A 12,367-nucleotide genomic window follows, 5' to 3' on the forward strand; every position below is an offset into this window, starting at 1 on the left:
TTCAGTAACTCCTGGGATTCAGCGGGATCCGCCGTCGACGGTCACGACCTGGGCGCTGATGTAGTTGGCCTCCTGCGTGCACAGAAGGTAGATCGCGCCGGCGGCCTCCGCGGGCGTGCCGGGGCGCCCGAAGGGGTTGGTGCGCGAGACGGCCGCGGCGATCTGCGGGCTGACACCGACCTTGATCCTGCGACCCTCGACCTCGACGAACGACTCGTCGTCCGCGGTCGCCTCGGTCATACGGGTCAGGAAGAAGCCGTACGCGACGGCGTTGACGTTGACCTTGTAGCGGCCCCACTCCTTGGCCATGGTCTTGGTCAGGCCGATAACGCCGGCCTTGGCGGAGGAGTAGTTGGCCTGGCCCGGGTTGCCGTACTGACCGGACACCGACGAGACGTTGACGACCTTGCGGTGGTAGTCGGTCGGGTTGGCCTTGATGTACGGCTGTGCGGCGCGCAGGATCCGGAACGGCGCCTTGAGGTGCACGTCGAGGATGGCGTCCCACTGCTCGTCCGTCATCTTCTGGATGACGGTGTCCCAGGTGTAGCCGGCGTTGTTGACGATGATGTCGAGGCCGCCGAACGTGTCGACGGCGGTGTTCACGAAGCGCTCGGCGAAGTCATCCTCGACGACGGAGCCGACACAGGCCACGGCCTTGCCGCCGGCGGCGACGATGTCGACGACGGTCTCCTCAGCGGGCTCCTTGTCCAGGTCGTTGACGACGACGCTCGCGCCCTCGGAGGCGAGCTTGAGCGCGACCTCGCGGCCGATGCCGCGGCCCGAGCCGGAGACGACGGCGACCTTGCCGTCCAGGGTTCCCATGATGTTCTACGTCCTTACGGTGTAGGTCAGTTGGCGGCGGTGACGACGGCGGAACCCTCGAGGGTCACGGTGCCTTCGGGCAGTGTGACGGTGAGGTCCAGGTGCGCGAGGCCGTCCTCGACCCGGGTGACGACGCCCTTGCAGACCGGGGTCGCGTTGACGGGCGTGATCGCGCAGAACCGCACCGCGAAGGTGCGGATGCGTTCCTGCGGGACCCAGTCGGTGAGCAGCCGGCCCAGGTAGGCCATGGAGAGCATCCCGTGCGCGAAGACGTCGGGGATGCCGACGGTCGCGCAGGCGTCGGTGTCGATGTGTACGGGGTTGTGGTCGCCCGACGCGCCCGCGTACAGCGCCAGGGCGGTGCGGGTGATCTTCGGCGCCTGGAGGGTGAGCGAGTCGCCCGTGCTGAGGGTGGTCATCACTTGGCCGCCTTCGGGTCGCGCACCACGATGGTGCCGGTGAGCGTGGCGATGGGCTCGCCGTCGCGGGTCACGTGGGTGTCGCGCACGATGAACTCGAGCGCGCCGCCCTTCTTCGCGTACACGTCCTTGACCTCGGTCGAGAAGGTCAGGGTGTCGCCCGCGTAGGCCTGCGCGTGGTACGTGAACTGCTGGCCGCCATGGAGCACCGTGCGGACGTCGACGCCGAGGTCTGTGAGGAACTTTCCGCGGTCGGGGTTGTCCATCTCCAGGCAGAACAGGAAGGTCGGCGGGACCGGCAGATCGCGGTGGCCCGCGGCCTCTGCGGCGGCCAGGTCGGCGTGGACCGCCTCCGTCTGCCCGGTGGCCTGCGCGAAGAAGCGGAGCCGGCCGCGCTCGGCCCGGGTGGAGAACTCGGGGGTGCGGCTGCCGATGATGGCGGGATCGATGGCCATGGTTCAGGACACCTTCTCGAAGAGCGTGACGACACCGGCGGTGCCGAGTCCGAGGTTGTGCTGGAGGCCGAGCGTGGCGCCCTCGACCTGGCGGGCCCCCGCGTCGCCGCGCAGCTGCCAGGTGATCTCGGCGGTCTGCGCGAGGCCGGTGGCGCCGAGCGGGTGGCCCTTGGAGAGCAGTCCGCCGGAGGGGTTGGTGACGACGCGGCCACCGTAGGTGTTGTCGCCGTCGAGGATGAACTTCTCGGCGCCGCCCTCGTCGCACAGGCCGAGCCCCTCGTAGGTGAGGACCTCGTTCACGGTGAAGCAGTCGTGCAGTTCGACGACCTTGATGTCGCGCGGGTCGACACCGGCCTGCTCGTAGACCTCGGTGGCGGCGGCCCGTGTCACGTCGGTGCCGACCAGCGCCATGGCGCTCTTCTTGTCGAAGAGGTCGGACGCGTCCGACTGGAGCGCCTGCGCTGCGACGGCGACCTTCGGGGAGAGGCCGTGCCTGCGGGCGAAGTCCTCGGAGCAGACGATCGCGGCGGCGGCGCCGCAGGTGGGCGGGCAGCACTGCAGTCGCGTCAGCGGACCGGCGATCCGCTGGGCGCCGAGCACGTCGACCAGCGTGATCGGGTCGCGGAACACGGCGTACGGGTTGTTCGCGGCGTGGGCGCGCGCCTTGACCGAGACGCGGGCGAAGGTCTCCGGAGCCATCCCGTACGTCTCCATGTACTCGACGCCCGCGGCGGCGAAGCACTGGGGCGTCATCGGGAGCGCCGGGTCGATCGGGTGGATGTCCTTGAGGACGGCGGAGAAGTCGGTCAGCGGGTTGGGGCGGTCGGTCCACTTGGCGCCGAGCGCGCCGGGTGGCATCTGCTCGAAGCCGACGACGAGCGCGCACTCGACGGCGCCGCTCTCGACGGCCTGGCGTGCGAGCCAGAGGGCCGAGGAGCCGGAGGCGCAGTTGTTGTTGACGTTGAGGACCGGGATCTTGGTCATCCCGAACCGGTAGACCACGCGCTGGCCGCAGGTGGAGTCGCCGTAGACGTATCCGGCGTACACCTGCTGGATCTTGTCGTACGGCAGTCCGGAGTCGGCGAGCACGGCCGCGACCGCGCCCGCGCCCATCTCGTCGTACGTCTTGGCTGCGCTGGGCTTGGCGAACGGGACCATGCCCACCCCGGCCACCAGCACTCTGCGACCCATGCGACCCTCCAGTCAGTGAGTTATTGCAGATTCACTTTCTTGCCCGTTTGGCCAGGTGTCAAGGTATCTCTTGATGAGAGTGATGGTTTTCAATGCATAGCGGCGGGTGCGGCGGACGGTCAGGACTCCGCCGCCAGGCGCGCCGCGTCGCGGTCGGGGTCGACGAGGAGGAGCGCGGCCACGGCCCCGATGAGCATCGTGACGCCCAGGACCAGGAAGCCGTCCCCGTAACCGGACGCGGCGGACTTTCCGGCGTCGACGAGCCGGCCGATCACCAGCGGCGCGACGACGCCGCCGAGGCTGTAGACACCGGTGACGATCCCGAACACGGTGCTCCGCTGCCGGGCCGGCGCGACATCGGCGAGCCCGGCGAAGGCGACGCCGTATCCAGCGGAGTTCAGACAGGCGCCGATCACGAGCAGCGTCATCTGCGGCACACCGCGGTCCAGGGAGGAGAAGGCGACGGTGCACACCCCGGAGGCGAGGACCATGGCCGCGGGCAGCACCCCGCGGGTGACGCGGTTTCCGACACCCCTCTTGGTCAGGGCGCTGGAGAGCACCCCGACGAGGATGACTGCGACCGCGGCCCCCAGGAAGGGCAGAACGACCAACTTGCCCGCGGTGGTGGCGTCATAGCCGAGGCCCTCGCGCAGATAGAGCGGCAGCCAGCTCACGCCGACGGAGGTGTTGGCGTACGCGACGAAGAACAGCAGCGCCATGCCGATGAGGGTGCCGGTGGAAAACAGGCGCCGCAGCGGCACCCGCTCCGGCAGGACCGACGCCTTCGGCGCTTCCCCGCCATGACCATGCGCGGCGCCCTCGGGCCCGGAGCTGCCGCCCAGCAGCCACAGCACCGCGAACACTGCACCGAAGGCCGCGAGGACCCCGAAAGCCGCATGCCAGGAGTGCGACTCGATAACCCAGGTCAGCACTGGGGCGGCGATCAGCGGGCCGACACCGGCGCCGGCGATGACGATCGAGCTGGGCACGCTGCGCCGGTGCGCGGGGAACCACGAGTGCGCCACCTGCATCGCAAGCGCGACGGTCGGCCCCTCCGCGAAGCCGAGCAGCGCCCGGCAGGCGACGATCACGGTGAAGCCGACCTGCCCGGCCATGGGGGCGAGGCTGAGCGCCCACAGCGCGGCGATCCCGGCGAGCAGCCAGCGCGCCCGCACCCTGCCCCCGAGCCAGCCACCGAGCACGGAGCCGACGGCGAAGAACCAGAAGAAGCTGCTCTGGATGACCCCGAACTGCACACTGTCCAGGCCCAGTTCATTCTTCATGCCCACGCCGGACAGGCCCACGACGACCTTGTCCGCGAAGTTCACGAGCATCAGACAGACCAACAGCGCGAGGACGAACCACGCCCTGCGCCGCACCACCGACCCCTGCGCTCCCGAGTCACTCCCCGCGGCGGATCCCGGCACTTCTCTCTGACCGACGACCATGGCGGCCCTCCCTGTTCCCCTGGGCTGATGTGAGCAGGAAGTGAAACATCTCTAACCACGGCACACAATGGATCGCGTGAAGAATGCCGCTGGATGCGGTGCCCAGTGAAGCAACGAGTGATTTTGTTCTAACGTGACGCCACGTCCCTCGCATGGTGATCACCGGGAGGCCGGAATGTTGTACCTTTGCCGGAGACAGGCGACGGCGAGGGGCGAACGGGGCGATCTGGGATGCAGACGGAAGCGTCGGGGCGGACGACCGCGCGCAGACCCCCGGACCGCAAGGCACGGATCGTCGCCGCGGCGGCCCGACTGTTCCGCGAGCGCGGCTACCACAACGTGTCGGTGGCCGACGTGGCGGCCGAGGTCGGCATCACCGCCCCGGCCCTCTACCGGCACTTCCGCGGCAAGCCCGATCTACTGCTCCACGTCGTGGACGCCACGGTCAACGCGATCTCGGAGTCCCTCGCGGCGGCCCCGGACCTGGACACCTATCTCCGCACGACGGCGAACGAGACCCTGGACCGGCGCGGTTCGGCCGTGCTGTGGCAGCGCGAGGCCAGGCACCTGCCGGAGGACCGCCGCAAGGAACAGAAGCGCGCACTCAACGACGTCGCCGACCGGATCGCCGGCCTGATCGGCGACGAGCGCCCCGGCCTCGACGAGGCCGACCGGCAACTCCTCGCCTGGGCCGTCCTCGCGGTCTTCGGATCCATCTCCTGGCACCGCACGTCACTGCCGCGCCGCCGGTTCGAGGAGCTCCTTTACCGGCTCGCGTACGCCGTCGCGCACAGCCCGCTAGGCGCGAGCGCCGATGCCCAGGAGGGGCCCTCGGCGGGCGGATACGCCGGCCTCGCGGTGTCCCGCCGCGAGGAGATCCTCGTCGAGGCGATCCGCCTCTTCGACGAGCGGGGCTTCCAGTCCGTGAGCACCGACGACATCGGCGAGGCCGCCGGAGCTACGGGCCCCAGCATCTACAAGCACTTCCCGACCAAGACCGATCTGCTCGTGGCCGCAGTGATGCGCGGCGGCGAGCAGCGGCGCGCGGGCACGGCACAAGCACTCGCCACGTCCGGCACCTCGCGCCAGACCCTCGACCGGCTGCTGCGCTCGTACATCGAATTCGCCCTGAACCAGAGCCATTTGATCGGTCTGCTGATCGGCGAACTGGACCAGCTCCCCGACAAGGAGCGCAAGGCGGCCCGACAGAATCAGCGGGAGTACCTGGCGCTGTGGGTGCGGCTGCTCGACGAGGTGCGCCCCGGACTCGAGACCGCCGAGGCCAGGATCATCGTCACCGCGGTGCTCACGGTCATCGACAACGCGGCCCGCACGGGAACCGCGGGCGACCGCTCGGACCTCGCCGACCGCCTCGCCGAACTCGGCACCGCCCTGCTCCTGAGCGAGAACCCCTCCGCGTAGGTCTGCGCCTGCCGCCGCCCCGGACACCGGCCGTTATGGGCTTGCCGACCGGCCCGCCGATCGCGAGACTCCCGCCCATGCCCTCTTCGGCGCGCGATCTGACGCTCGATGACATGGCCGAGGAGTGCGGGGCCACGTGGGTGGGGTGCGGCGTCATCGTCGACCAACTCGCCTCGGGCGCCGGGCCGCTGGGAGACCTGCGCGCGCTGCCGGCCACAGAAGACCTGCGCCCTTCGGACGCCAAATGATCGGTGTCGAGGGCGTGTTGGGCATTTCGGCCGCACTGCGGCGGGCGGACGTCGACGTGTGGATCGGTGGGGGCTGGGGCATCGACGCGCTCGTCGGCGAGCAGACCCGTGCGCACAGTGACCTGGATCTGATGCACCGGCAGGAGCAGGAGCCCCGCGTCGTCGCCGCCCTGGCCGGCGAGGGTTTCGCCGAGACCCTCGACGTGCGGCCGGTGCGCTTCGTGCTCTCGGCTCCCGACGGCCGCGACATCGATCTGCACCCACTGGCCTTCGCGCCGGACGGATCTGCCGTCCAGTCCTCCCTCGATCCGCGAAGCCCGTTCGTCTACCCGGCCGCATGCTTCGTGACCGGCACCATCGGCGGAGTCACCGTGCCGTGTCTGTCGGCACAGCGGCAGGTCGACTTCCATCAAGGGTACGAACCTCGTGAACAGGACCTTCACGACATGGCACTTCTGCGCGGCGCCTTCGGCATCACCACGCACTTCTGAGCCCTCGCTTGTGAGCCCCACTCCCGCTGGGACACGTCTCCGGCGGATGGGGTCACCGCCCCCTGCTGTGCCTCCCGGGACAGGGAAGCTACCCTTGCCGACGTACCGGACACGGGGTGCCCCGCACGAGGGCTGAGATCACACCCGTCGAACCTGAACCAGTTAGCACTGGCGGAGGGATGTCAGCCAATGTCGTTGCCCCATGCCCCGAGCAGCACCGGGACCACCGGACCGCGCTCCGTCTTCGACGGACGGATGCCCGCCGCGCCCGGTGACCTGCGGGTCGAGGCGCGCGGGATCGCGCCGGTCCCCGAGAGCCACCGCTACGGCGGCGCCGGGCGCCTGTTCACCGTGTGGTTCGCCCCGAACCTGACCATGACCGGTGTCTTCACCGGCACCGTCGGCATCGCACTCGGCCTGGACTTCGCCACCGCGCTGGCCGCCGTCGTCATCGGCACCCTCGTCGGCGCCGTGCCCACCGCATATCTCGGTACGTGGGGCAGCGCGACCGGCGCGGGACAGCTTCCGCTGGCGCGGCTCGCGTTCGGCCGGGCCGTCGCGGTGCCCGGCGCCCTGCAGTGGCTGTCGTCGGTCGCCTGGGACGCGCTGATCGGCCTGTTCGGCGGTGACGCGCTCGCCCGGCTGTGCGGCTGGCCCTTCTGGGTCGGCGTGCTCGTGATGATGCTGGCGCAGGGCGCGCTCGGCGTGCTCGGCTACGAGGCCGTCCACCGGCTCCAGAAGCTGATGACCTTCGTACTGGCCGCCGCGTTCGTGGTCCTGGCCGTCAAGCTCCTCGACGGTGTCCATCCGGTCACCACCGGGGCCGCGCACGGGGCCGACCAGGCCGGCGCGTTCGTCCTCACCAGCACCATCGCGCTCAGCCTGTCGCTGTCCTGGGCCCCCTACGCCAGCGACTTCAGCCGCTATCTTCCGGCCGCCACATCCCGTAAGCGCATGTTCTGGTTCACGCTCCTCGGCGTCACCGTCTCCTTCGTCGCCGTCCAGGCGCTCGGGCTGTGGGGCGCCTCCGTGTTCACCGACCAGACCGCGCGCGGGGTCGACGAGCTGCTCGGCGGGGGCGTTCTCGGCTCCTTCGGGCTGCTCGCCGTGGCGCTCGCGGCCCTGTGCAGCAACGCCATGAACGACTACAGCGGCTCGCTGGCCCTGCAGACGATCGGTGTGCGGGTACCGCGGCCGCTCGCGGCGGCGCTCGCCGCGGTGCTCGGCTTCCCGCTGGTGCTGTGGATGCACGCCGCCGACACCGCGGCACGCTTCCAGAACGTCCTGCTGTTCGTCGGCTACTGGATCCCCGGCTTCGTCGCGGTCGTGGCCGTCGACTGGTTGGCACGCGCCAGGGCCCGGGGCGGCGCGCCGGTCGACCTGGCCGCCGAGAGCGCCCGGCCGCAGCCCTGGTGGCCCGGGCTCCTCGCCTTCGTCGCCGCCTTCGCCGCCGCGGTCCCGTTCATGGACAGCGGCCTGTACGTGGGCCCGGTCGCGAAAGCCCTGCACGGCGCCGACCTCGCGTACTACGTGGCCTTCGTCGCCGCACTCGTCGTGTACGCGCCCCTCAGGCTGCGCCGCCCGACCGCTGACACCCGCACCACACAGCACCAGGAGGCCCGCCCATGACCGCGATCGCGAGCACCGGACGCGTCGCGCCGCCCCGCGTCCTGACCGTCGCAGGTTCGGACTCGGGCGGTGGCGCCGGGATCCAGGCCGACCTCAAGACGATGCTGGCGCTCGGCGCCCACGGCATGAGCGTCCTGACGGCCGTCACCGCGCAGAACTCCCTGGGGGTCCAGGGAGCGTGGGAACTCCCCGTCGACGCGGTGCGCACGCAGTACCGCAGCGTCGTGGACGACATCGGCGTCCAGGCGGTCAAGACCGGGATGCTCTCGTCGCCGGTGCTCGTCGAGACGGTGGCCGAACTGCTCGCCGGTACGGACGCCCCCGTGGTCGTGGACCCGGTGAGCGTCTCCAAGCACGGCGACCCGCTGCTCGCCGAGGACGCCCTGGACGCGGTGCGCACCAAGCTGCTGCCGGTCGCGACGGTGGCCACGCCGAACCTGGACGAGGTGGCACAGCTGACCGGCCTCGCCGTCACGGACGACGACGGCATGCGCCGGGCCGCGGCGCGGCTCCTGTCGTTCGGGCCGCGCTGGGTGGTCGTCAAGGGCGGCCACCTGCCCGGGGCGGCCGTGGACCTGCTCACCGACGGCTCGGAGGAGCACTGGCTGCGTGCTCCCCGCCACGACAACCGGCACACGCACGGCACCGGCTGCACCCTGGCATCGGCCGTCGCCGTGGGTCTCGCCCACGGCCTGCCCGTGCCGGAGTCCGTCCGTCTGGCGAAGGAGTACGTCACGGGGGCGATCGCCGCCGGGTTCGCACTGGGGTCGGGCATCGGCCCGGTCGACCACGGGTGGCGGCTGCCGGGCGACCGGACCGAGGCCGCGGGGCGCACGGACTGAGAGCCGCCGGGAAGCCACCTGACGCTCGCGCAACACGCCCACCTGCACACAATCAGGGCCCGATGTGCGTTCCGGTGCTCCCGTCCACTTGACTGTTGCCATGACCACCCTGCCCCGCCAGCCTCAACAGGCCCCGCCGACCGGCCACATGATCGTGTGCGGTGGTGACGCGCTCGCCGAGCGGCTCGCCGCCGAACTGCGCGCCGTCTACGGCGAGCGGGTCACGGTCGTCGTGCCCTCCGTCCGCGTCGCGAGACAGGGCACCGGTCCCGCCGGACGGGCGCGGGCGGCCACCCTGTTCTCGCGGATGCAGGCGGTCGTGAACCGTACGGTGTCCGCCGCGGCCGACGACGGCGTGCCGCCGCCACGCGTCCTGGAGGCACCGGAACTCGACGAGGAGGCGCTGGCCGAGGCCGGCGTGGCCGAGGCCGCCGCGCTGGCCCTCGTCCACGGCGACGACGAGACCAACATCCGGGCCGCCCTGGCCGCCCGCCGTCTCAACCCCCAGCTGCGCCTGGTCATCCGGCTCTACAACCGCAAGCTCGGCCAGCACCTGGAACACCTCCTCGACCAGGCAGCCGCCCTCTCCGCCCCCGGCGTCGACCCCGAGGCCCTGGACACCACGACGACCGTCCTGTCCGACGCCGACACCGCGGCACCGGCGCTCGCGGCCACCGCCGTCGCCGGCACCAGCAAGGTCGTCCAGGCCGACGGGCTCCTGCTGCGCGCCGTGGAGCGCACCCCGCCGGGCCGGGGCGAGGTCGCCGACCCCGGCCTGTGCACCCTCGCCCTGCTGTCCGCCACCGCCAACGACCCGGCGGGCGCCGAGGGTTCGGACATGGGCGGCGCGGAGGGCCCTCTGCTGCTGCCCGACGAACGCACGGTCGCCGCGGCCACCGGGCGCGGCACGGTGGTCCTGGAAGCCGTCTCCCCCACGGTGGCCGCACCCAACGGCCGCACGACCAGCCGCCGTATGCCCCTCAGCTCGCTGTTCTCGCGCCGGCTGCGCTGGTCCCTCGCCGGACTCGTCACGAGCGTCCTCGGCCTGGCCGTGGCGTCCTGGGCCACCACCGGCGACCACCCGCTGCACGCCGGATACCTCACGCTCCTCGACCTGTTCGCCATCGACGACCCGGCGATCGGGGAGCCGCTCGCCCGCCAGCTCCTCCAACTCCTCACGGGGCTCGCCGGACTGCTCCTCCTGCCCGTACTCCTCGCGGCCGTGCTCGAAGCCCTCGGCACCTTCCGGACGGCGTCTGCCCTGCGCCGCCCGCCGCGCGGCCTGTCCGGCCACGTCGTCCTGCTCGGCCTCGGCAAGATCGGGACCCGCGTCCTGGCCCGCCTGCGTGAACTCGGCATCCCCGTCGTGTGCGTGGAGGAGGACCCCGAGGCGCGCGGCGTCGCCCTCGCCCGCCGCCTGCGCGTACCGACCGTCATCGGTGACGTCACCCAGGAAGGCGTCCTGGAAGCGGCCAAGGTGCACCGCGCCCACGCCCTGCTCGCCCTCACCAGCAGCGACATCACCAACCTCGAGGCCGCGCTGCACGCACGGACGGTCAAGCCCGACCTGCGGGTGGCGCTGCGCCTGTTCGACGACGGTTTCGCGACCGCCGTCTACCGCACGCTCCGCTCCGCGCATCCCCTCGCCCTGACCCGCAGCCGGAGTGTCTCCACTCTCGCCGCGCCCGCGTTCGCCGGCGCCATGATGGGCCGCCAGATCCTCGGCGCCATCCCCGTCGAGCGCAGCGTCCTGCTCTTCGCCGCCCTCGACGTGGCGGGGCATCCGCTGCTCGAGGGCCGGACCGTCGCCGACTCGTTCCGGGCCGGTTCCCGGCGCGTGATCGCGCTCGACGCGACGGCGCCGAGCGAGCGCCGCCCCGACCTGGCCGCGTCCCCGGCCGACGACGACCCCGACCGCCCGACCGGGCTCGTGTGGGACCTCCACCCCGGGTACGTGCTGCGTCCGGAGGACCGCGTGGTGCTGGCCGCCACCCGCCAGGGCCTGGCGGAACTCCTGCGGCACGGCCCCCAGGCCCGTACCCGCGCGGGACACTCCCGGCAGGCACCGTGAGCGGCGTGGTCACCACCTCTCGCCTTCCGAACGAGCCACCCGGCCACGTGTGATCATCGGCTCTCCGCGCGCCTTATCCTTGATCCCGCCACACCCCTCCCGCTCGTCCTCGCGCTCGCGCGGGGCGAACTTCGTTCCGTGGCAACCAATTTGACGGGGCTGTCTTTCAAGGGTGGTGCGCAGGTTGTTGCTGGCGGATCGGTACCGGTTGCACAAGGTCATAGGCCGCGGCGGTATGGGTGAGGTGTGGCAGGCGACCGACGAGATGCTCGGCCGGCCCGTCGCCGTGAAGCTGCTCATCGCCCAGGACGCGGACCCTTCGGCGTCGGCCAGGTTCCGTATGGAGGCGCAGACTTCGGCGTCGCTCAGCCATCCGCACGTGGTGGGTGTCTACGACTTCGGTTCCTGGGAGCACCGTTTCTACCTCGTCATGGAACTCGTCGAGGGCGGCAGTCTGGCCCACGAGACCGCGGGCGGCGCGCGGCTGACGCCGGCGCGGGTGGCGGACATCGCGGCCGGTGCGGCCGCAGGACTCGCAGCCGCACACCGCCAGGGCGTGGTGCACCGGGACATCAAACCGGGCAATCTGCTGCTCACCCCCGACGGCACGGTCAAGCTGGGCGACTTCGGCATCGCCCGCTTCCTCGACGATCCCGCCGCCGGGCTCACCACCACCGGGCAGATCGTGGGCACCGGCATGTATCTCGCGCCCGAGCGCGCTCTCGGCAAGAACGCGGGCCCGGCGTCCGACGTGTACTCGCTGGGCTGCGTGCTGTATCAACTGCTGACCGGAAACCCGCCGTTCCGGGCCGACACCGCGACCAGCCTGCTGTACCAGCACGTGGACGCCGCGCCCGTGGCCCCGGGACGGCTCGGCGTCCAGCTGCCTCCGTCGTTCGAGAACTATCTGCTCGGCCTGCTGGCCAAGCAGCCGGAGGACCGGCCGACGGCCCAGGAGGTCACGGACTGGTTCCGCACGGGTTCCTGGCAGGGCCGCCCCGAGCCCCTCCCGGAGCCTGTGCCGGTGGCCCCCGCGCCGACATCCGCTCCCCGCTTTCAGGCCTCCCCGGAGATCCGGACCACGTCCACGACCTATCAGCTGCCGTCGTCGGGCCGGGCGGCGCGCCGCGGGGCGGCACGGCGCGGCGGCGTCCTGGAGGCGGCGAGACGCAGACCGAGAATCATCGGGGTCGTCGCCGCGGCCGCTCTCTTCGTCGCGTCCCTCCTGATCGGCATGGCGTGGTTCGCCCCCGACGACAGTGCCGCGAACGCACCGACGAGCGCCCCGTCTCCCTCCGCGTCCGCGCACTGAGGGGGGCGCCCGTCCCG

Annotated in this window: 12 protein-coding genes and 1 riboswitch; of the genes, 7 read left to right on the forward strand and 5 right to left on the reverse strand. The window is 71.6% G+C overall.

Features of this window, described 5'->3' with window-relative positions; all coding sequences use genetic code 11:
• Nucleotides 1-18: 18 nt before the first annotated feature.
• The 5 genes from OHO83_RS04595 to OHO83_RS04615 form a co-directional block, all read right to left on the reverse strand.
• The gene (locus OHO83_RS04595; protein ID WP_330278724.1) at nucleotides 19-822 is read right to left on the reverse strand and encodes an SDR family NAD(P)-dependent oxidoreductase; all 804 of its coding nucleotides are present in this window, start codon (nucleotides 820-822) and stop codon (nucleotides 19-21) included.
• A 26-nt stretch (nucleotides 823-848) separates the two neighbouring features.
• A complete protein-coding gene (locus tag OHO83_RS04600) occupies nucleotides 849-1,241 on the reverse strand; it encodes a MaoC/PaaZ C-terminal domain-containing protein (protein WP_266678636.1) in 393 nt (130 codons plus the stop codon).
• Nucleotides 1,241-1,696: a MaoC family dehydratase N-terminal domain-containing protein gene (locus OHO83_RS04605; protein ID WP_330278725.1), complete on the reverse strand. Its 456-nt coding sequence runs from the start codon at nucleotides 1,694-1,696 to the stop codon at nucleotides 1,241-1,243. The genes OHO83_RS04600 and OHO83_RS04605 overlap by 1 nt, the downstream gene beginning before the upstream one ends.
• Before the next feature lie 3 nt (nucleotides 1,697-1,699).
• Nucleotides 1,700-2,887: a lipid-transfer protein gene (locus OHO83_RS04610; protein ID WP_330278726.1), complete on the reverse strand. Its 1,188-nt coding sequence runs from the start codon at nucleotides 2,885-2,887 to the stop codon at nucleotides 1,700-1,702.
• Nucleotides 2,888-3,006: 119 nt separating this feature from the next.
• Nucleotides 3,007-4,335: an MFS transporter gene (locus tag OHO83_RS04615; protein ID WP_330278727.1), complete on the reverse strand. Its 1,329-nt coding sequence runs from the start codon at nucleotides 4,333-4,335 to the stop codon at nucleotides 3,007-3,009.
• A 231-nt stretch (nucleotides 4,336-4,566) separates the two neighbouring features.
• Here OHO83_RS04615 and OHO83_RS04620 point away from each other — a divergent pair, with 231 nt between their 5' ends.
• From OHO83_RS04620 to OHO83_RS04650, 7 genes are all read left to right on the forward strand, one after another.
• Complete coding sequence (locus tag OHO83_RS04620; protein WP_329432192.1) at nucleotides 4,567-5,757, forward strand: TetR/AcrR family transcriptional regulator; 1,191 nt, start codon at nucleotides 4,567-4,569, stop codon at nucleotides 5,755-5,757.
• 77 nt (nucleotides 5,758-5,834) lie between these two features.
• Nucleotides 5,835-6,005: a hypothetical protein gene (locus OHO83_RS04625; RefSeq protein ID WP_266678626.1), complete on the forward strand. Its 171-nt coding sequence runs from the start codon at nucleotides 5,835-5,837 to the stop codon at nucleotides 6,003-6,005.
• Nucleotides 6,002-6,496, forward strand: a complete 495-nt coding sequence (locus tag OHO83_RS04630) for a nucleotidyltransferase domain-containing protein (protein ID WP_330278728.1) — start codon at nucleotides 6,002-6,004, stop codon at nucleotides 6,494-6,496. Before OHO83_RS04625 ends, OHO83_RS04630 begins: the two co-directional genes overlap by 4 nt.
• Nucleotides 6,497-6,598: 102 nt before the next feature.
• A riboswitch (TPP riboswitch) is annotated at nucleotides 6,599-6,693 on the forward strand.
• Nucleotides 6,686-8,125, forward strand: a complete 1,440-nt coding sequence (locus tag OHO83_RS04635) for a purine-cytosine permease family protein (protein WP_266678622.1) — start codon at nucleotides 6,686-6,688, stop codon at nucleotides 8,123-8,125. It overlaps the preceding riboswitch by 8 nt.
• Entirely contained in the window at nucleotides 8,122-8,967 is an 846-nt protein-coding gene (gene thiD, locus OHO83_RS04640; RefSeq protein WP_330278729.1) for a bifunctional hydroxymethylpyrimidine kinase/phosphomethylpyrimidine kinase, read from the forward strand. Before OHO83_RS04635 ends, thiD begins: the two co-directional genes overlap by 4 nt.
• A gap of 100 nt (nucleotides 8,968-9,067) precedes the next feature.
• Nucleotides 9,068-11,038, forward strand: a complete 1,971-nt coding sequence (locus OHO83_RS04645; protein WP_330278730.1) for a potassium channel family protein — start codon at nucleotides 9,068-9,070, stop codon at nucleotides 11,036-11,038.
• 235 nt (nucleotides 11,039-11,273) lie between these two features.
• Nucleotides 11,274-12,350 carry a serine/threonine-protein kinase gene (locus OHO83_RS04650; protein WP_330278731.1) on the forward strand — a complete coding sequence of 359 codons (1,077 nt, stop codon included), beginning with the start codon at nucleotides 11,274-11,276 and terminating at the stop codon, nucleotides 12,348-12,350.
• The last annotated feature ends 17 nt before the right edge of the window (nucleotides 12,351-12,367 follow it).

The organism is Streptomyces sp. NBC_00569, from assembly GCF_036345255.1.
In the GTDB taxonomy this organism is placed as follows: Bacteria; Actinomycetota; Actinomycetes; order Streptomycetales; family Streptomycetaceae; genus Streptomyces.